This is a genomic window from Pseudomonas sp. fls2-241-TYG-175, from assembly GCF_030209155.1.
In the GTDB taxonomy this organism is placed as follows: Bacteria; Pseudomonadota; Gammaproteobacteria; order Pseudomonadales; family Pseudomonadaceae; genus Aquipseudomonas; species Aquipseudomonas viridiflava.
In genome coordinates this window covers 156,585-173,879 of sequence record NZ_JARVSO010000001.1, presented here as the reverse complement: position 1 = coordinate 173,879, position 17,295 = coordinate 156,585, and the positions used below count along the sequence as shown (strand labels likewise).

The 17,295-nt window shown below is 55.9% G+C and carries 22 protein-coding genes, 1 tRNA gene and 1 pseudogene; 18 read left to right on the top strand and 6 right to left on the bottom strand.

The genetic code is table 11. The features are described from left to right. Positions 1 to 40 precede the first annotated feature (40 nt). From recT to QRN20_RS00785, 4 genes are read left to right on the top strand one after another with little or no spacing between them, the layout of a single operon-like run. A complete protein-coding gene (recT, locus tag QRN20_RS00800; protein ID WP_285359873.1) occupies positions 41 to 928 on the top strand; it encodes a recombinase RecT in 888 nt (295 codons plus the stop codon). Beyond that, positions 925 to 2,586, top strand: coding sequence for a YqaJ viral recombinase family protein (locus QRN20_RS00795; protein ID WP_122498908.1), 1,662 nt, complete (start codon positions 925 to 927; stop codon positions 2,584 to 2,586). Before recT ends, QRN20_RS00795 begins: the two co-directional genes overlap by 4 nt. Beyond that, positions 2,583 to 2,822, top strand: coding sequence for a hypothetical protein (locus QRN20_RS00790; RefSeq protein ID WP_285359869.1), 240 nt, complete (start codon positions 2,583 to 2,585; stop codon positions 2,820 to 2,822). The genes QRN20_RS00795 and QRN20_RS00790 overlap by 4 nt, the downstream gene beginning before the upstream one ends. Next, positions 2,819 to 3,277, top strand: coding sequence for a hypothetical protein (locus tag QRN20_RS00785; RefSeq protein WP_285359868.1), 459 nt, complete (start codon positions 2,819 to 2,821; stop codon positions 3,275 to 3,277). Before QRN20_RS00790 ends, QRN20_RS00785 begins: the two co-directional genes overlap by 4 nt. Before the next feature lie 137 nt (positions 3,278 to 3,414). Here the strand turns inward: QRN20_RS00785 and QRN20_RS00780 are convergent, their stop codons facing one another. The 3 genes and pseudogenes from QRN20_RS00780 to QRN20_RS26715 form a co-directional block, all read right to left on the bottom strand. Beyond that, positions 3,415 to 4,188 carry a hypothetical protein gene (locus QRN20_RS00780; RefSeq protein ID WP_285359867.1) on the bottom strand — a complete coding sequence of 258 codons (774 nt, stop codon included), beginning with the start codon at positions 4,186 to 4,188 and terminating at the stop codon, positions 3,415 to 3,417. Between the two features lie 284 nt (positions 4,189 to 4,472). Next, positions 4,473 to 5,201, bottom strand: a complete 729-nt coding sequence (locus tag QRN20_RS26720; protein ID WP_502942015.1) for a methyl-accepting chemotaxis protein — start codon at positions 5,199 to 5,201, stop codon at positions 4,473 to 4,475. A 129-nt stretch (positions 5,202 to 5,330) separates the two neighbouring features. Beyond that, positions 5,331 to 6,098, bottom strand: a pseudogene (locus tag QRN20_RS26715) (MCP four helix bundle domain-containing protein); the annotation flags it as partial. 290 nt (positions 6,099 to 6,388) lie between these two features. On the opposite strand from QRN20_RS26715, the gene QRN20_RS00770 reads away from it, so the two are divergent. Continuing rightward, positions 6,389 to 7,246, top strand: coding sequence for a phosphoadenosine phosphosulfate reductase domain-containing protein (locus QRN20_RS00770; protein ID WP_285359864.1), 858 nt, complete (start codon positions 6,389 to 6,391; stop codon positions 7,244 to 7,246). 51 nt (positions 7,247 to 7,297) lie between these two features. Here the strand turns inward: QRN20_RS00770 and QRN20_RS00765 are convergent, their stop codons facing one another. Further along, the gene (locus QRN20_RS00765) at positions 7,298 to 7,591 is read right to left on the bottom strand and encodes a hypothetical protein (RefSeq protein WP_122418602.1); all 294 of its coding nucleotides are present in this window, start codon (positions 7,589 to 7,591) and stop codon (positions 7,298 to 7,300) included. A 154-nt stretch (positions 7,592 to 7,745) separates the two neighbouring features. On the opposite strand from QRN20_RS00765, the gene QRN20_RS00760 reads away from it, so the two are divergent. The 10 genes from QRN20_RS00760 (at position 7,746) to QRN20_RS00715 (ending at position 15,040) form a co-directional block, all read left to right on the top strand. Continuing rightward, positions 7,746 to 9,596 carry a DNA cytosine methyltransferase gene (locus tag QRN20_RS00760; RefSeq protein WP_285359862.1) on the top strand — a complete coding sequence of 617 codons (1,851 nt, stop codon included), beginning with the start codon at positions 7,746 to 7,748 and terminating at the stop codon, positions 9,594 to 9,596. 159 nt (positions 9,597 to 9,755) lie between these two features. After that, on the top strand, positions 9,756 to 10,076 hold the full coding sequence (locus QRN20_RS00755) for a hypothetical protein (protein ID WP_122518174.1): 321 nt from the start codon (positions 9,756 to 9,758) through the stop codon (positions 10,074 to 10,076). Between the two features lie 427 nt (positions 10,077 to 10,503). After that, positions 10,504 to 10,836 carry a hypothetical protein gene (locus tag QRN20_RS00750; RefSeq protein ID WP_122418624.1) on the top strand — a complete coding sequence of 111 codons (333 nt, stop codon included), beginning with the start codon at positions 10,504 to 10,506 and terminating at the stop codon, positions 10,834 to 10,836. 308 nt (positions 10,837 to 11,144) lie between these two features. Beyond that, positions 11,145 to 11,336, top strand: coding sequence for a hypothetical protein (locus QRN20_RS00745; RefSeq protein ID WP_122575216.1), 192 nt, complete (start codon positions 11,145 to 11,147; stop codon positions 11,334 to 11,336). Between the two features lie 25 nt (positions 11,337 to 11,361). Next, positions 11,362 to 11,571: a DUF4224 domain-containing protein gene (locus QRN20_RS00740; RefSeq protein WP_099227690.1), complete on the top strand. Its 210-nt coding sequence runs from the start codon at positions 11,362 to 11,364 to the stop codon at positions 11,569 to 11,571. Continuing rightward, positions 11,572 to 12,603 carry a tyrosine-type recombinase/integrase gene (locus tag QRN20_RS00735; protein WP_285359856.1) on the top strand — a complete coding sequence of 344 codons (1,032 nt, stop codon included), beginning with the start codon at positions 11,572 to 11,574 and terminating at the stop codon, positions 12,601 to 12,603. A gap of 367 nt (positions 12,604 to 12,970) precedes the next feature. Continuing rightward, positions 12,971 to 13,372 carry a hypothetical protein gene (locus tag QRN20_RS00730; RefSeq protein WP_122467810.1) on the top strand — a complete coding sequence of 134 codons (402 nt, stop codon included), beginning with the start codon at positions 12,971 to 12,973 and terminating at the stop codon, positions 13,370 to 13,372. Between the two features lie 190 nt (positions 13,373 to 13,562). After that, on the top strand, positions 13,563 to 14,006 hold the full coding sequence (locus tag QRN20_RS00725) for a MarR family winged helix-turn-helix transcriptional regulator (protein ID WP_043303754.1): 444 nt from the start codon (positions 13,563 to 13,565) through the stop codon (positions 14,004 to 14,006). Between the two features lie 19 nt (positions 14,007 to 14,025). Further along, positions 14,026 to 14,760: an NADPH-dependent F420 reductase gene (locus QRN20_RS00720; protein WP_240994809.1), complete on the top strand. Its 735-nt coding sequence runs from the start codon at positions 14,026 to 14,028 to the stop codon at positions 14,758 to 14,760. A gap of 40 nt (positions 14,761 to 14,800) precedes the next feature. Continuing rightward, positions 14,801 to 15,040 (top strand): hypothetical protein, encoded by a 240-nt coding sequence (locus tag QRN20_RS00715; protein ID WP_122414628.1) that lies wholly within the window; start codon positions 14,801 to 14,803, stop codon positions 15,038 to 15,040. Between the two features lie 54 nt (positions 15,041 to 15,094). On the opposite strand, the gene QRN20_RS00710 is transcribed toward QRN20_RS00715, so the two are convergent. Beyond that, on the bottom strand, positions 15,095 to 15,412 hold the full coding sequence (locus QRN20_RS00710; RefSeq protein WP_162999646.1) for a hypothetical protein: 318 nt from the start codon (positions 15,410 to 15,412) through the stop codon (positions 15,095 to 15,097). A gap of 149 nt (positions 15,413 to 15,561) precedes the next feature. Between QRN20_RS00710 and QRN20_RS00705 the strand changes: the two genes are divergently transcribed. Together QRN20_RS00705 and QRN20_RS00700 are read left to right on the top strand one after the other, a co-directional pair. Next, a complete protein-coding gene (locus QRN20_RS00705; protein WP_122414626.1) occupies positions 15,562 to 15,768 on the top strand; it encodes a hypothetical protein in 207 nt (68 codons plus the stop codon). A 139-nt stretch (positions 15,769 to 15,907) separates the two neighbouring features. Next, a complete protein-coding gene (locus QRN20_RS00700; RefSeq protein WP_029242164.1) occupies positions 15,908 to 16,177 on the top strand; it encodes a DUF6388 family protein in 270 nt (89 codons plus the stop codon). A gap of 1 nt (position 16,178) precedes the next feature. Here the strand turns inward: QRN20_RS00700 and QRN20_RS00695 are convergent, their stop codons facing one another. Next, positions 16,179 to 16,826 (bottom strand): lytic polysaccharide monooxygenase auxiliary activity family 9 protein, encoded by a 648-nt coding sequence (locus QRN20_RS00695; RefSeq protein WP_122412210.1) that lies wholly within the window; start codon positions 16,824 to 16,826, stop codon positions 16,179 to 16,181. Positions 16,827 to 17,210: 384 nt separating this feature from the next. On the opposite strand from QRN20_RS00695, the gene QRN20_RS00690 reads away from it, so the two are divergent. Then, positions 17,211 to 17,284: transfer RNA gene (locus QRN20_RS00690), tRNA-Cys, on the top strand. Positions 17,285 to 17,295 lie beyond the last annotated feature (11 nt).

The following is a 17,295-nucleotide window of genomic DNA, read 5'->3' as shown; positions in this document are numbered from 1 at the left end:
ACTCAACCGCAGCGCCCCGCACGGAGCGCGAGGATTTCCCATGTCTGCAAGAAACGTTGCGTCCGTAACGCACGAGCAACACCTGCATGTCCTGCCGCATGCCGCGACGTCGACCAGTGCCTTGGTGCTGGACGGCGACAGCCTCGACAAGATGATGCGTCTGGCCGATGTCATGGCCACCGGCCGCGCCACTCTGCCGAAGCATTTCAACGGCAACTCTGCTGATTGTCTTGCCGTCGTGATGCAGGCCATGCAGTGGAAGATGAACCCCTTCGCTGTCGCTCAGAAAACGCACCTGGTGAATGGTGTTCTCGGCTACGAGGCCCAGCTCGTCAACGCGGTGATCACCACCTGCGCGCCGGTCGTCGATCGCCTGCATTACGAGTGGTACGGCGACTGGGACAAGGTCATCGGCAGGTTCGTGATCAAGACCGGCGACAAAGGCGAATACCGCCAACCGGGCTGGAAGCTGGCCGACGAAGAAGGCCTGGGCGTAAAGGTGTGGGCAACGTTCCGCGGTGAAGACGAACCGCGAGTGCTGGAGCTCCTGCTGGCTCAGGCCCGGACGCGCAACAGCACGCTGTGGGCCGACGATCCGCGCCAGCAGCTTGCCTATCTGGCGACCAAGCGCTGGTCTCGCCTGTATTGCCCTGACGTCATCCTCGGCGTTTACAGCCCTGATGAGCTGGAAGAAAGCTCGCCGAGATTTCGAGACGTCTCGCCGCAACGCGAGGAGTCGGGAACGGAGCTTCCGGCCTACGACGAAGAGAAGTTCAAGACCATGCTTCCAAAGTGGCAGGAAGGCATCGACACCGGAAAGACTGACACCGAAAGCCTGATCGCCTTCCTCGAATCGAAATACACCCTCAGCGCTGATCAGCTCGATCGCATCAACAAGATGGCACCCATTCCCGGAGAAACCGCATGAAGACCCATAAAGTGACCCAGGGCAGCGTCGAGTGGCACGCCCTTCGCGCGAACTACCACACCGCATCGGAAGCGCCGGTAATGATGGGCGCCTCCAAGCAGATGAAGCGCACCGAGCTGCTCCATGCCAAAAAGACCGGACTGGACCGCGACATTTCGTGGTGGGTCCAGAAGTACCTGTTCGACAAGGGCCATGAAGCCGAAGCTCTGGCCCGACCGATTTTGGAGGCGAGCATCGGCGAAGACTTGTTCCCGGTCGTCGGTACTGAAGGCGACCTGCTGGCTTCGCTGGACGGCTGCACCATGATGGGCGAGATCGTCTTCGAACATAAAATGTGGAACGAGCAACTGGCCGCAGATGTGCGCGCCGGTGATCTTGACGCTCATTACTACTGGCAGCTCGAACAGCAACTGCTGGTATCTGGCGCAGAGAAGGTGATTTTCGTTTGCTCGGACGGTACCGAAAAGAACTTCGTGTCCATGGAGTACTTCCCGGTGAAAGGTCGGGCGGCGAAGTTGGTCGCCGGCTGGAAACAGTTCGAAGCTGACCTAGAGGCATTCGTGCCGACAGAGGCAGTGATCGAAGCCGTGGGCAAAACGCCCGACGCGCTTCCCGCCCTGCGCATCGAAGTCACCGGCATGGTCACGGCCAGCAACCTTGAGCAGTTTAAGGCGCACTCACTCGCGGTCTTTGAAAGCATCAACACCGACCTGCAGACCGATCAGCACTTCGCTGATGCTGAGAAGACAGTCAAATGGTGCGGCGAGGTTGAAGAGCGGCTTGAGGCAGCCAAGCAGCACGCGCTGAGCCAGACCGAAAGTATCGACGCCCTCTTCCGCACGATTGATGAAATTTCGGAGCAGGCGCGTCGCAAGCGTCTTGAGCTGGACAAGCTCGTGAAAGCTCGCAAGGTCGCCATCCGTGACGAGATCGTCCTGAAGGCAAAAGCTGCGCTGCGGGATCACCTGGACAAGATCAACGCTTCATTCGGCGGCAAGGTCCGGCTACCTGACATCCCCGCTGACTTCGCGGGAGCGATCAAGGGCAAGAAGACTGTATCCAGTCTGCGCGATGCAGCCGACTCCGAGCTGGCCCGCGCGAAAATTGATGCCAGCCAGATCGGCGATAGCATCAGGGCCAATCTCGAAAGCCTGCGCACGCTCGCCGCCGAGTATCCGTTTCTGTTCAGCGATGCCCAGCAGATCGTCCTCAAGAACAATGATGACCTGGTATCGCTGATCAAAGTCCGAATCAATGAGCACAAGGAGACTGAAGCCAAAAAGGAAGAAGCTCAACGCCAGCGCATTCGTGAAGAGGAAGCGGTCAAACTCAAGGAGGCCGCAGAGGCGAAGCGAAAAGATGCGGAAGCGGAAGCCGAAGCTAACGCCAAGGCTGTAGCCCCCGTTATCGCTGCCACACCGGTAAATAAAACGGCCGCGAGGATGACCGCCGTGCCGCCTTCCGCGAAGGTGCTGCCGAAACCGACGAAGCTTCAGGCGAACGTCACGGATCTGGAAGCGCTGGTGCAGGCCGTCGCAGCCGGTAAAGCTCCGATCTCGGTCCTGACAGTCAACTGGCAAAACCTAGACGACCTCGTTGATTCGCAGGGAGCTGCATTCACGATGCCGGGGGTTACCCTGGAGCAGGTCGCAGCATGATGACCACTGAACTGAGTGCAATCCAGAAAAATGAAGTGGAGTCGGCGCGGCTGGCTGAGGCAATGGCGGAATTTGAAAGCCGAGGCGGCCGTATTGCGGTCGTGAGCGGCTACCGTCCAACACCGCCACCCCGTCGCAAAGACTACGTTGATCCAGAAACCGTGCTCAGGCGCCGCCCAGCGCGGATCACTCCAGCTGAGGGAGTCACCCTGCGCAAGCTGGCGTCCTCAGTATGAAACGGCGCAAAGCGAACAACTGCTTCGTCCGCGCCCAACGCAACTGTCGAGCCCTGCTCAGCACCAACCATGTCGCCGTGGTGAACATCGATCCGACCGGGTCCCAGATCATGGTGAATTGGAAAAGCTGCAAGCAGATCCGGAGCTTGGCGATCGCCAATGCACTGTTCGACTTTTCCTATCACTGGACCATCTATCTCAGCGCCATGTGCCGGGACGGCCGCAGCGGCGAATACGTGAAATCTGTGGAGATATCACCAGCTGGCTTTTACAAAGTCGAACAGTTGGCCGATGCGATCGAGCACTACTACCTGGAGCTGCGCGAGAGCTGCAACCAGACCCAGTTCGTGGCCTCGGGCTGGATTGCTATCCCTGCCGAGCTTTCCCTGAATGAAGCGCAAGCCGCAAACCTCTTCTACAAGGCCGGCGCCTGGCATCAGGTGAAAGCGACATGAGGAGGATGCTTTCAAGCCCCCATCAGCGCCGACGCCCCCTCCAACTCAACATCCCACCCAGCGGAATAACGCCCACGGAGCAACGCCCATGTCCAAACCGACAGACACCGCCGAGCTGAATGGCAGCGCCAATCCGATTAAAAAATAATTTTCAAAATCTCTTCGCTTTCAACTAAGTGAAACAAAGCGAAGCCCGCGAGCAAGACAGGAACTAGAAAATCAAAAACTAGCCAGCGTAGATTCTGGCTAGCCAAAAACATATGAAACCTTCTATCGAATACTTTTAGCGAATCGTTTATCTGTGATGACTCGTAAGTTCCCAATGCTGATTTAACCGAGCGCTCCAAGCTAGTGAGTTGGGTATCAATACCATCCAAGCGAACCCTCACTTGGTCGAGCTTCCTATCATGTCTCTCTCGCAGAACTTCCAGTATTTCCTGAGGTAGGTGGCTAATCTCCTCACTACATTTCTGCATCATGGACGAGAGATCGCCAATGCGACCAGCTTGGGTAGTCCACCAAAAGTACAGGGTAGACTGCCTGGGGTCAGAGGGTAGTGAAGGACGGAAGTTTTCTTCGAGGTCATTCTTGACGACAGGGGCGAAAGATTTTTTTGTTCCGGTTGTGCGGATCTCCCACTCCTGTAGGGCGTCGTAGCTAATCCAAATAAAATGTACGGCCATATAGGCAATTATAATAAATAGCCCTAGCCTTACAACTTGTTCGGTAAGCCCCGTAAACCTGAGCCCAAAAAAAATAGAACCTTGGTCGACGTGCACTCCACCCAAAGTTAGAAATAACGCAATAAAACTTATTACCATCAACTGAGTTTTAATTTTTAGAGCAGCATCGTCACTGATTATGAATATTGGATTGGCGAGAACTTTTTTAACCTGGCTATCCGTTTCCATGTTTTTCACCCTGCAATGTATGACAAATCGAAGCCAGAGAGATTTTAAATCAGTTCTTTAGCCCATTTCTCCTGATTTTACCCCCGCTACGAACTGAGCATGCCCAGACATAGGTATTTTTGCCAACAAATAAAATATACGAACTATTTAGGCCAGCTCGGATCGACGCGGAATGGCTGGATGGCGCGGCGCAGATGGACGTATTTCGCGATTCGGCACCGGCGGCGGGATTTTCTTCTCAATAAAAAAGCCCCGCATCGCGGGGCAAATATTCGAGATGAAGCCTACATGCGGAACTGGCCGACGAGGCGATTCAGTTCTACAGCGAGCTTGGTCAGTTCAGATGTTGCGATGGCTGTTTGACTCGATCCATCAGCAGCTTGATTAGACAGGTCGCGGATGCTCACCAGACTGCGATCGACTTCCCTAGCGACCTGGGCTTGCTCTTCCGACGCGGTAGCAATCAGCACATTTCGCTCAGTGATGTTGTCGATCGACTCAGTGATTTCGACCAATGCAGATCCAGCACCATGAGCAGTATCGAGCGTTTTCTGAGCCTGAGCATTCGTGTGGCTCATAGCCGACACAGCTGCTCCCGTGCCCTTCTGTATCGAGCTGATCATCTGCTCGATCTCGCTGGTGGACTGTTGGGTGCGGTGCGCCAATGCTCTCACCTCGTCGGCTACCACTGCGAACCCACGGCCGGCCTCACCGGCTCGAGCAGCTTCAATCGCAGCGTTGAGCGCCAGGAGATTGGTCTGTTCAGCGATCGCACGGATCACGTCAAGCACCTTACTAATGTCAGTGGCCATTACAGCGAGCCCTTGCACTTCCTGGGTAGCGTCTTCGACGCTCCCAACCATGAGGCTGATCGCTTCGACGGTTTGGTCTACGCGTGCACGGCCGGACACGGCTGCGGAGTTTGAACGAGTGGCAGCCTCTGATGCTGCGGAGGCGTTCCTGGCCACTTCTTCAACGGCAGCGCTCATTTCGGTTACAGCCGTTGCGGCCATCTCGACTTCATTGTTCTGCCGCAGCATGCCTTTATTTGCATCCTCTGTGACCGCATGCATTTCTTCAGCTGTTGAAGCGAGCTGATTGGAAGAGTCGGAGATGGAGGAAAGCGTGGTACGCAGCCCGCCTTGCATTGCCTTCAAAGCCATCATGAGCCGGGCGACTTCATCATGTCCTTGAGGCTCAATGACCTCGGTCAGATCATTTTTGGCAATGCGTTCGGCAATGGTCAACGACTGGCTAATAGGGTGCGTGATGCTGCGCGTGTACATCAGAGCAAGAACGATTGCTGCGAGCGTGCTCGCTGCGATGAAACCTCCAACAATCAGCTTCGTATCCTCATAAATATCAGTAGCTTCATCGCCGGCCTTTTTCGCTTTAGCGTTGTTCAGCTCAATCAGGCTCTTCATGAGGTGTTCTACGGTATCAGCAGACTGCTTCATTGCCCCGCTGGATAGCTTAACGGCTTCGTCAATATTTGATGCAGCGATCAGGGCCAAGTATTGGTCTTGAAGGATTTGATATTCAGAATAAGCTTGGGATAGTTCTCCGAAAAGTTGCTTGCCCTTTGGGGTCACTATTAATGGTTGCAGTTTCGAAATTAAATCCTGTACTGCCTGTTTTGATCTTTTCACGTCTTCCAATGCAGCGACTTTGCGATCAGTAGGTTCAATAGGATTGCGCAGTCTGGAGTTGCTACCTCTGATACTCACGAACTCACGGTCCATTAATCCCACGAGCGAAATGCTTGGTACCACGTTCGTTTCGACGAATTTTTCGGAATCATTCAAGCTTGATGCCTGCCTGAGTGCAATAAGTCCTAATGCGAGGATCATCAGACAGAACAGTCCGAAGCAGATAGCGGATCGGGGGGCAAGGTTAAGTTTGCGCAGCATCATATCGAGAACTCCAGGTCATGTTCCCCTGTGTCGTCAAGCAAGCCATTTACCACTACCGCCGTTCGTCGGGCTCCGACGCTAACCCCCGCAAACGAGGGGTTTAGACACTAAAGGATCTTGTAACGGTATGTGTCCTCTATTCAAAAAGTTCTAAATTCCAGGGTTTCTCCTACCTCAGCACCGGTAGGCCGATCGAGCCAACGCTTTTTTTAGCACTGGACGCAGTTAATACGAACGCCCCCCTAACCCCACTTCAACGACTCACGCCACCCCGGCGAGGAATCCACATGTCCCCCTACAAAATGTCCGGGACGACGGTCGTCAGCTTTTCCGGTGGCAGGACCAGCGCCTACATGCTGCGCCAGGTGCTGGACGCCAACGATGATCTGGGCGGTCTGATCGTCACGTTCGCCAACACCGGCAAGGAACACCCCGCCACCCTCGACTTTGTGAACGAATGCGCGCAGCGCTGGCAGGTGCCCATCGTCTGGCTGGAGTACCGCGACGATGATCAAGGCTTCGCCATTGCCACCTATGAAACAGCCAGCAGGGACGGCGAGCCGTTCGAAGCGCTGATCCGCAAACGCAGCTACCTGCCGAACCCGGTCACACGGTTCTGCACCATTGACCTCAAAATCAGGGTGATCCACAAATATCTGCGGATGGTTGGATGCTCAACCGAAGAAACGCCAGTCGACATGATGACAGGCATCCGAGCTGATGAACCGCGCCGGGTAGCCAAGATACGACACCGCAAGACCACGTCAGAGAGCAAACACGCCACGATGGTGATGCCGCTGGCGGATTCGGGCATCGGCGTGCAGCAGGTCGGAGAGTTCTGGAAAGCACAGCCGTTTGACCTGGAGCTACCAACGATCAATGGCCGCACGCTGGAAGGTAACTGCGACCTGTGCTTTCTCAAAGGTGCAAAGCAGGTCTACTCAATCATCGCCAGCGACCGAAGCAAGGCCGACTGGTGGGCTCGGATGGAACGCACCGCCACTCAGAGCAGCGCCGCCACAAATGACGGCGCGCTTTTCCGCTTCGACCGGCCGAGCTATCAGCAGATGCTCGATTACTCAGACACGCAGTTCGATATGTTTGCCGATCAAGACGAAGGAATTGCGTGCTTTTGTGGGGATTAATCGCCATCACCAACGTTAACTTAGCAATGGCGACTTTTTCAGTCTCAGTAGCTATGCGTTCAAGGGCCCCTCAATTTCACTATCAAGCATCCCCGTCAACGCGGCGGCCTTGAAAACCGCATAAGAAACTGTGTCGATCTTCGGAACGTCTTTCTCATTTCTTACGGCAGGCAGCTCAAGCTCTACCGCGCGCACAAGTTGCTCCACCTTGTCGCTCTTGACGAAGTTGAACCGTTCATTCCAGTTTTCCACCGTAACTTTAGGGTCAACGGTGCCGTACGTCTTCTCAGCACGCACGACCTGCCGAGCTATGCCCTCGGCAAGAGCTTTGGATCCCCATGTCATTTGATTCACCACTCGAAAAATAGATTGGCTACATCGCCGCGAGCGAGCAGCGCTGACATCGGCGACATCAGCTCCTCCACTTCACTCCTTTTTTCTTTCGTCGTCAATTCGGCACTGTACATACAGCCAGCACCTAATGAAACGAGGACCTCTCATGTCTCAAATTCTATATGGCTCTGTTTGCTCCGGCATCGAGGCCGCGACCGTCGCTTGGCATCCGCTGGGTATGAAGCCCGTCTGGTTCGCTGAAATCGAAACCTTCCCCAGCGCAGTGCTAGCACACCATTACCCGGACACACCGAATCTCGGCGACATGACGAAGCTCGCCGCTCTGGTGCTGTCCGGCAAGATCGCAGCTCCCGACGTTCTCGTTGGCGGCACGCCATGCCAAGCCTTCAGTGTCGCAGGGATGCGCCAAGGGATGCTCGACCCCCGCGGCGCCCTCACCATCAAATATGTGGAGCTTGCAGATGCAGTTGACCATGTTCGAACCAGTCGTAATGAACCCGAATCCATCATCGTCTGGGAAAACGTCCCAGGTGTCCTTTCCGACAAAGGCAACGCCTTCGGATGCTTTCTTGGCGCGCTTGCTGGGGAAGACTGCGAGCTGCAGCCTCCAGGGAAGCGCTGGCAGGACGCTGGTTGTGTGTATGGACCCAAAAGAACAATCGCGTGGCGGATCCTGGACGCCCAATATTTCGGCTTGGCCCAACGAAGGCGCCGTGTGTTCGTTGTCGCAAGTGCTCGAGCAGGGTTCGATCCACTCGAAGTACTTTTTGAGCGGGAAGGCGTGCGCCGGGATACTGCGCCGCGCCGAGGCGAGGGGCAAGACGTTACCGGAACAGCTCCTTTCGGCCCTGCGCTCCAGTGCGGCTGCGGACATGTCTTCGCAGACGAATTAGGGCACTACGGCTGCCCAAACTGCGAGGGTGATGAAGGTCCAGCCGTGACCATGTTCGGCGGCATACCTGCCTTCGGCGGCCATGGTTTGACGAAATCGGTCGAGCGCTCCGCCACGCTGACCAATGACACACGCATGGATATGGAAAGCGAAACCTTTCTGCTGGCTCCGTCGCTACGAGCACAAAGCCAGAGCAGCCATCGGGCCGACAGTGAGGCTTTTGTCGTTTCTGGAACGCTTAGCGCGCGATCAAGCGCAGGCGGCGGCCTTGGCACCGACTTCGACTTGGCAGGCGGACTTCAGGTTGCAGGGACGCTGACCAGTCATGCGTTTAGTGGCGGGGCTGGCGGTCGGCCAGAGGGCGCAGCGTGCGGCCACTTCATAGCGGTCGCTGGAACGCTACAGGCGAACGGGAAAGCCGCTGGAAGCGCAACCAGTCAAGACGCCGAGAGCGGGCTGCTGGTCGTGCACGGGACCCAAGATCCAAGCGTCTCTACGTCACTGGCGTTCTCACTGGGCAGGAATAGTGGGCAGGAGAATGTGCTGGCGTTCACTTGCAAGGATCACGGCGCCGACGCCGGGGCCGTCTCTCCGACGCTGCGGGCTATGGGACACGGCGTGAGCCATGCCAACGCCGGCGGGCAGGTTGCCGTTTGCATCACCGGCGACGTGACACACACGCTCAAGGCCGAAGGCTTTGACGGCAGCGAAGATGGGACAGGTCGAGGCCAGCCGATTGTCGCTTGCCGAGAAGTTGCGCAGACCATCACCAGCAACTACGGCAAGCAGATGGACAACACAAACTCGGCCCTGTGCCCCAACGTTGTTGCCGAGCTCTCGCCGACCCTTCGATCCGGAAACGCTCGCAACAACAGCAACCCAGTCACAGAGGCATCAATGCTGGTCGGTGGTGCATCTGTTCGTCGGCTCACGCCCGTCGAATGCGAGCGTCTCCAAGGTTTCCCGGACGACTACACCCTCATCTGCTACCGCGGAAGGCCTTTGGGACTTTGCCCGGACGGCCCCCGTTACAAAGCGATCGGCAATAGCAAAGCGGTACCGGTTGTTCGCTGGATCGGCAGCCGTATACAGCGACAGATCTAACCCGAAGAGGGCTCGCGAAATCTTAGCGTTAATGAGCTATAGATTTTGCGCAGACCGCTCAGTCAGATCCAGACCGATTAGTTTGAACGAACACATACCTTTCTGTCCCAACTTGAACTAAACCGTATGATGTAACACGGACAGTTCTCGACGGCTCAGATGGATGATACGACTTACATGGCTCTACCCGAGGTGGCTGTGAACAACCAGAATTCGAGCTTAAAAACCGAACATTCGATAGAGCTGCCGCTTACCGAGGACCTGCGCTACATCCTCGGCACGCAGAGCTTCTACTGCATGAGCCAGGCAACAGTGCTTCGCATGCTTGGTTATGAGATTGCCGAACGCGCGGCGGATGAACAGGCGGCAACCATCCACTGGATGCTTCTGCACTACATGAAAGACCCTGCGAACTGGCGCAGTAACGTAAAAGAAGAGTATGAATCGGCTATCCAGAGGCTTGGTCGCCCAGGCTCGTAAGGCTGGCCCGGGCGAAGGGTCAGATCAAACCGGCTTCAGCGTGAAGATCAGCTGTCCATGGTCTGACTTGCCGACACCGTTCTTGCATTTACCCATGTAACTACCGTGCACGGAAAAGATCGAGCCGCGCTCCACGCGGAGTACCACCCTGCCCGACCTCCTGATTACACCGTGCTCGTCCATCTCTCCGAGGCGTAGGCGATTCTGCCCATAGACCTCATAAGTGCTTGTGACTTCCATTGTCCACTTGCCTCATCGGTACAACAGCTCCGTTCTAGAGCTATTACACGAATATTTGTAGCACAGCGCCAGCGCACCGAGCGCCAACGAACCGCCAAGCGGCGCACAGTTGGTCGGAATTTACTATTGCGGCTGAACCTCCCCCACTCCCCTTTGAACGCTGCGCATGCGCGGCAAGGACGAAGTCATGCCTGAACAAAAGATCGTGTTCATCCAGCCAGCGCCGGTCATTCGTGACGAAAACGGCTTCTTTGAACACCCGGATATGCCGGACTTCGATGAGGGCGACGGCGAAAAATGCAAAGCGTGGGTCGCTGAGCAGGCTCTAGAGGTGCGCAAGGTCGAACTTGAATATGCAAGCGACCAAGCTGTGTCCGATCGCTACTTCGAAGCGGGCGACCCTGATTGCAGCTATTGGGAGCCAGATCGCCCGGACGGTGAAGGCTGGTTCTGTCTGTCAATTCATGACACCGACGACGGCCCAGTCTGCTGGTGGGCACGGCGCTCGGCTCCGCTGTGAGCTGGTACACGGAGTGCTGGCAGCGCATGCACGTGACATACCTCAGGTGCAAAGCCGAGGGAATGGACGACGCTTCGATCAGTAAGGCCGTGGACGAGTCCTACCCGTTCAGCTCCAGAAGCGGCCACCCGTACAAAGCGTGGCTTGATGCCCGTCGCAATTTCTTCCCGAAACACAACCTCCCGCTTCGCCGGGCCAAGCGCCCACCGCCAGATCTACTGGCGTAACCCCTTCCCTATTGAGCCTGCCGGTGATCGGCGGGCGGAGATGTGCCCATGACATCAGTAACAAGCGATTCCGGAATCCACATGGCTTCCATAGGACCAAACCCGATCAAGTGCCCCAAGTGCGATTACAAAGGCCACGGACAGTTGCTCACGCGATATCGAACCTACTGCCCGGTCTGCTTCGACGCGTTCATCCGCCAGCACGTCCCGGAACTGGTACCGGACCCAGAGGGCAAACCCTTCGACCCAAATAGCCAGTTTGTCTATCTATAGACCCTTCCGCCGCCCGGAGCAGCGCATGAATAACATCGAATTTTTGAGTCATGAAGAGGTGTGCGAGCTTACAGGCGCGCGCACCAAGGCCGGACAGATCGCTGTCCTGGCACGTAACGGAATACGTCACACCATAAAACGCACCGGTTGGCCCTGCGTCATAGCTGCAGCGCTGGTCGGTGGCAAGGAAGCCGTGAAAGAAAGCAGCGGCTGGCAGCCGCGTAAGGCGGGATAAATGGGAAGAAGACCATCGGAGCCAGGCGCGATTACCCGGCTCCGCAAAAGGAAAAGAGGCAAGCTCACGTACTACAGCTACGACCTCGGCGGCAAACCAAGGAAAGAGATATACCTAGGCAAGGACTACGGCCTGGCGATCATCGAGTACGCGAAACTGGAAAAGGACCGCACCGCCACCGAACGTGTGAAGTCCGTGGTTACCTTCGCCTACGTCGCACAGAGCTATCTCGTCGAAGTGGTGCCGACCAAAGGACCTGCCACGCAAAAAGACAACATCCGCGAACTCAAGCAGCTAATGCTGTTCTTCAACGACCCGCCGGCACCGCTGGAAGAAATCCAGCCCCAGCACGTGCGCCAGTACCTGCGCATCCGGGGCTTGAAGGCCAAGGTCCGGGCAAACAGGGAAAAGGCGCTGCTGAGCCATATCTGGAATTTTGCTCGTGAATCCGGCTACACCAGCCTTGCGAACCCGTGCGCAGGGATCAAGGGCAACAAGGAATCAGGACGCGAGGTCTACATAGAAAATGACGTTTTTGCGAAAGTCTACGCGCACGCCTCAGCACCGGTTCAGGACGCGATGGACATTGCATATCTCACTGGCCAACGCGTTGCCGACACGCTGAAGATTGACGAGCGAGACATTCGTGACGGTGTGATCCACGTTCGACAAAACAAGACCGAGGCCAAAAGGCGGATCGAAATGGGACCAGAGTTGCTGGTAGTCCTGGACCGGATTGCGGCCCGCAAAGCTGCGCTCGTGGTTCGATCCACAAAGCTGATCGTGTCGGCGGATGGCCAGGCTTTCACTTACGGCATGCTCCGGTACGGCTTTGATGACGCGCGGGAAAAAGCCGGCATTGCAAAAAAGGATTTCCAGATGCGAGATCTGCGCGCCAAGGCTGGTACCGACAAGGCGGAGGACAGTGGCGATATCTTGAAAGCAAGGGACCAACTAGGCCACACCACCGTGACCATGACAGAGCAATACATCAGAAACAGGATCGGCAAAAAGGTCACGTCGACCAAATAAATCCCCTCGAAAAATCGTGCCGCAAAAAATACACACCCCGCGGAGAGTCTGGCTTACAGCGAAGTATTACGGCACTTTTTGAGGCAAGAATTCGCTCGTAACCATTTGTCGTAGCTCGTTTTTTATGGGGACTTAAAATCCCTCGTCCTCTGGACGTGCCGGTTCGACCCCGGCTCGGGGCACCATTTAAAATCAAAGGGTTAGGCAGATTTCTGCCTGACCCTTTGTTGTTTTTGCTACGCAATTTTATTTAGCGCTCCGCAATCCACCTTTTTCTCCACTCCTCGGCGTCCTGCCGACGAACGCCACTCCCCAAAACAGCAATTCTCGAATACTGTATACCCATACAGCTCTCGAGAATTTAATCATGGACACAGATATCGCCGACGATTGGGCTTACAACCCGACCGAAGAACAAATGATCCGGCAGCGTGCCCACATCGTGAATGAGGAGAACCGGCTGCTGCGCGGCGAGGTAAGCCGATATCGGCAGCACCTGGCCAAGATGATCGACATGCACAGCACCGCTTCGGCAGAGCGGGAAAAGCTTTCGACGAAGCTCAAGGCGGCGGATAGCCGGATATCCGATCTGCTGCGAAATGCATCCGACTCCTGGGGTCAGATCGATTCACTGAAACGCATCATCGACCATCACAGGCAGTTGCTCCGCACCGCCGACATCAGCCCTGAAAAATGGGGAGAAAATACTTCACACGGTGCTCAGTCTGAAGGTGAGAATCATCAGTCGCTTCGGGCTGTCCGAAGCTGATCCCGACCTCGCCCCGGCGCGATTCTGTCGGGGCAAATCGCTGACAGCCTGCTGCGTGAGCACAGTCACGGGTTCCAGATATAGTCTGCTTAAACACGACCGCTCATACCTTCAGCAACATCCAAGGCTTGATCATCCCTACCAAACCCGCTAATTTATCTAGCACACTACATAATAGCCAACTAGATAAATGCCAAATCAAAACCACACCCCCACCCGTAGAGAAGTCGGCCAACAGCTGTCATTTGCGCTCTACAGCGCAGCGAACCGGATGGCACGGTTGCACAAGCCGCTTCTGGAGCCGTTTGGCCTGACGTTCCCCCAATACCTCGTGATGCTGGAGCTTTTCAGCGCCGCGCCTCGTGCAGTAGGCGACCTGGGTACGAAGCTGGGTATGGACACCGGTACGATCACGCCGCTTTTGAAGAGGCTTGAGCTTCTGGGCGTCGTGACTCGCACCCGTGATCGGGCCGATGAGCGCCGGGTACTTGTGGCGCTTTCGGCCACGGGCGAAGCGCTGCGGCATGAGCTCTGGGGCATTACCGAGAAGATCGAATCAGCGTGTCAGCTCACTGCCGAGGGTCTGCTGGACCTTCGTGACACGCTCAATGCATTCGCTCACCCAGCCAAATGACAGCAAGGAGTTTATCCAAATGAAAATCGGAATTATCGGCGCAGGCAATATCGGCTCTACCCTCGCCCGCAAGCTCGCTGCCTGCGGCCATGACGTCAAACTGGCGAATTCGAAAGACCCTCAGAGCATCCAGGCGCTTGCCAATGAACTCGGCGCACGCGCAGTCACCAAGGAAGAGGCGGTAGCGGATGTGGACGTTATCATTCTCTCGATACCCTTCGCAAAATACCCGGATCTTCGCGACACATTGAGCAAAGCCTCCGAGTCAGTCGTCGTCATTGATACGTCCAACTACTACCCGGTACGTGACGGGGCGATCAAGGAAGTCGATGATGGCAAGGCAGAGAGTGTCTGGATCAGCGAGCAAATTGGCCGTTCGGTCGTCAAGGCGTGGAATGCGGTGCTGTCGGCGACGCTGATTGAACAAGGCCAACCCGCCGGCTCCTCCTCACGCATAGCCTTGCCTGTAGCGGGCGATGACGTGAATGCAGTGGCAATTGCGCAGCGACTTGTAGAGGATACGGGCTTCGATGCGCTGGCCACCGGCGGTCTTGAAAACTCGTGGCGTCAGCAGCCAGGCACACCCGCCTACTGCACCGAATTGACGCTGCCAGAACTCAAATTGGCTCTGGATGCAGCGGATAAAGCACGCGTGGCGCAAAACCGGGATGCGCTGTTTACACGGTTCACGGCCTCTTGGGGCCAACTTACACGCGAGCAAATGGTCGCTTCCAATCGTGCCATGACGGCATGAAGAGCGGCCGATGTACCCTCAGTTAACGAGGAATGCACCGATGAAACTCGAAGAAATAGCCCTCGCGCCAGCGATAAAGACCGAGGCAGCCCGTATTGCGCAACGGATCGAAATCGCTGACGGTTTGCTGGAAATGGCGACTGCAGGTGGCGTGGGAGAAGGCTTTTTAATGGGGTTGGCCTGTGCCGATGCAGTGTCGACGCAGGATATCGAAGCCCTTGAAGAACTGTTCAGTGAGGTCATGACACGCAAGCTGGCTGAAGCCCGCAAACAGTCGTAAACAGCACTTCGCAAAGGACCCCGCTTGGGCGGGGTCTGGCGCTCGTGACGCACTTCAGGCGCCGCTGCCCAGCGACGGAACCTCTGTTTCATCAACCGGAGGATTGACCGGCATGTCTGGATCGTCACTCAGGTCGTTGCGAGAGGTGTCTTCGTCATCAGCCTGCTCGCTCTCTTTATCCGGGTAAACCTCATCCTCGCTACCGGGCTCTGCCGGACCGGGATAAGCGTTTTCTGGCCCATTGTCGTCAATACTCATCATCAGCTCCTCAAACCTGTGGCGCAGGGTATCTGCGCTTACAGGTGAGAAAATAGCGGGCAACTGGAAGTGCCTGAAAACAGACAAGCGGAACGAGAACGTCGCATGCTTCATGACTCGGGGCCGTCTGTCAGGGTTTTGCGCCGACCGGTGCACTGTATGGCTCGCGGCTTGCTATATAACGTTCTGACGGCGTCAGAACGATGTATTTCTGGCGTGTCAGCCACCCTTTGGAATGCCGTTCAGTCATCAGGAGATGCACCGTGTCAACTCTCAGTGAAATCGCAGCGAACCACGCGAAGCACTTATCAGCACTGGAAACCGAGTCGGCTCGATTGAACGCGCCCTGCACGCCTGTTTTACAGGTATTTGAAACGCCGTCATTCATGGCCATCGAGCAAATGCCGCCGCACGCCATTGCAGCCATCAACGAAGGCATTCAGACCCAGACAGCAAGCTACTCACTCTGAGCTTGAAAAACCCCGTGTCAGTGCCAAACGTCCGGCGCTGACCGCTGCCTTCGGCAAACATTCGCCGACGAACTGCACACAACATTTGCTCAGGTCCGCCGATAGAGGTATCGGTCGATATTTTCAAGGAGAGAAACACATGCTTTTCACGGACACCCAGATCAGCAAGGCACTCGAAATCTTCATCCGTCGCGATGAACAGCTTCAGCAGGAGCTGGCCAACTTCAATCGTCACCCCGGTGGCTTGTTTATCAGCGAACGTCGTGCGGAGCACGCACGGTCAGCGTTCCTGCGGGCAGCGCAGGAACGCGATACGACGCCTCATGACTTTGCCCTAAGGCTTCTGGCCCGCACGCCTTCGGAGCTGGAGCAGTTGCGCGAAGAACGTCGGATGCGGATGGCGGGTTGAGTCAGGGCCTGGACGCTGGCTGGCCAAAGTCGACATCAAAAGCCTGATAGAACGCGTTACCCGTGTTGGCCACGATCCAGAGCAGGATAATGACATGGTAGCCTGTCTTTTCTTTTGGCAAAGGCGCTGAAATGTTTTCGTCAGGCACCATGGTCTCGTTATAAGGATCAATTGGGCTTATGGTCTCGTGAAATGGTTTGAGTTCAAGTTGATCACGCGTTATGGCTGCGTTCTCGTCCCAACCATCTTTAGTAATGAACCAGCGATATCCGCGCGTGGTGTGGCTGGCCAGATACTTCCAGGTCACGGGAAAATCATCGCCAGGATTGACTGAAAGAACAGTCCAGCCTCTGCCGTCTTTAGGGTATTTTTCTATCAACTGTTGATTAGTGAGATTCAAATCCTCGCGGTGACCGTCTTCGTGACCGCCACTTAAAATGAGCCCATCACTAGGCGGCTTTTCACTAGGTTCGTCTGCGGAGTGCCCTGGAAATGGCCCTTCCTCCAGGTCGGGAAAATTTTTACCCCCTTCCAACTCATCGACTTCCCATTCCAGCAAAAAGCCAAGGTCAATCGCTCTCGAGCCCCGGCTGGCAGGAGAGATGACCCAACCATGCTTCGGCGTCTTGGTGTTTCTGTCATCAGTCATTTTCGTCACCTCAATCATTAAAAACAGGCGTGTACTACCTGTCCGATGATTGAACCTCCACCCCCTGGCCGCTGACCACCTCTCAAATCTGCCAGTACCCTACGGCTCAGGCACTGCCCACCAGCATTGCAATTCGCACCCGACAACATGCCTCCCTGCCGTCTAGCTGTGATTGAGGCCTCAACGGATTGCCCCGCTTACGACACCCGATGAATTATTTTCGCCCCGTTCTTGACATGCCATTCGAACCAGTACAGAATTGCGTCCATTCCCGACTGCGGAATTGAAAAAAACCCTTAAGATTCAATGGGTTGGAAGACAAAGATATTTCTCTTCCGAAAAGTTTACTACGTTTGATGCAGCGGTAACGCATCGGATGTTTGAGGCCGAGTAGCAAAATGGTTATGCAGCGGATTGCAAATCCGCCTACGCCGGTTCGATTCCGACCTCGGCCTCCACTCTTGAAAAC

Bases quoted from the DNA above. Each gene is read 5' to 3' on its own strand.
- QRN20_RS00750 (WP_122418624.1), top strand. From the start codon at position 10,504: ATGCCTGAACAAAAGATCGTGTTCATCCAGCCAGCGCCGGTCATTCGT.
- QRN20_RS00695 (WP_122412210.1), bottom strand. From the start codon at position 16,826: ATGACTGATGACAGAAACACCAAGACGCCGAAGCATGGTTGGGTCATC.
- QRN20_RS00760 (WP_285359862.1), top strand. From the start codon at position 7,746: ATGTCTCAAATTCTATATGGCTCTGTTTGCTCCGGCATCGAGGCCGCG.
- QRN20_RS00795 (WP_122498908.1), top strand. From the start codon at position 925: ATGAAGACCCATAAAGTGACCCAGGGCAGCGTCGAGTGGCACGCCCTT.
- QRN20_RS00790 (WP_285359869.1), top strand. From the start codon at position 2,583: ATGATGACCACTGAACTGAGTGCAATCCAGAAAAATGAAGTGGAGTCG.
- QRN20_RS00735 (WP_285359856.1), top strand. From the start codon at position 11,572: ATGGGAAGAAGACCATCGGAGCCAGGCGCGATTACCCGGCTCCGCAAA.
- QRN20_RS00770 (WP_285359864.1), top strand. From the start codon at position 6,389: ATGTCCCCCTACAAAATGTCCGGGACGACGGTCGTCAGCTTTTCCGGT.
- QRN20_RS00715 (WP_122414628.1), top strand. From the start codon at position 14,801: ATGAAACTCGAAGAAATAGCCCTCGCGCCAGCGATAAAGACCGAGGCA.
- QRN20_RS00700 (WP_029242164.1), top strand. From the start codon at position 15,908: ATGCTTTTCACGGACACCCAGATCAGCAAGGCACTCGAAATCTTCATC.
- QRN20_RS00745 (WP_122575216.1), top strand. From the start codon at position 11,145: ATGGCTTCCATAGGACCAAACCCGATCAAGTGCCCCAAGTGCGATTAC.
- QRN20_RS00755 (WP_122518174.1), top strand. From the start codon at position 9,756: ATGGATGATACGACTTACATGGCTCTACCCGAGGTGGCTGTGAACAAC.
- QRN20_RS00725 (WP_043303754.1), top strand. From the start codon at position 13,563: ATGCCAAATCAAAACCACACCCCCACCCGTAGAGAAGTCGGCCAACAG.
- QRN20_RS26720 (WP_502942015.1), bottom strand. From the start codon at position 5,201: ATGGCCGCAACGGCTGTAACCGAAATGAGCGCTGCCGTTGAAGAAGTG.
- QRN20_RS00740 (WP_099227690.1), top strand. From the start codon at position 11,362: ATGAATAACATCGAATTTTTGAGTCATGAAGAGGTGTGCGAGCTTACA.
- QRN20_RS00785 (WP_285359868.1), top strand. From the start codon at position 2,819: ATGAAACGGCGCAAAGCGAACAACTGCTTCGTCCGCGCCCAACGCAAC.
- QRN20_RS00780 (WP_285359867.1), bottom strand. From the start codon at position 4,188: ATGGAAACGGATAGCCAGGTTAAAAAAGTTCTCGCCAATCCAATATTC.
- QRN20_RS00710 (WP_162999646.1), bottom strand. From the start codon at position 15,412: ATGAAGCATGCGACGTTCTCGTTCCGCTTGTCTGTTTTCAGGCACTTC.
- QRN20_RS00720 (WP_240994809.1), top strand. From the start codon at position 14,026: ATGAAAATCGGAATTATCGGCGCAGGCAATATCGGCTCTACCCTCGCC.
- recT (WP_285359873.1), top strand. From the start codon at position 41: ATGTCTGCAAGAAACGTTGCGTCCGTAACGCACGAGCAACACCTGCAT.
- QRN20_RS00765 (WP_122418602.1), bottom strand. From the start codon at position 7,591: ATGACATGGGGATCCAAAGCTCTTGCCGAGGGCATAGCTCGGCAGGTC.
- QRN20_RS00730 (WP_122467810.1), top strand. From the start codon at position 12,971: ATGGACACAGATATCGCCGACGATTGGGCTTACAACCCGACCGAAGAA.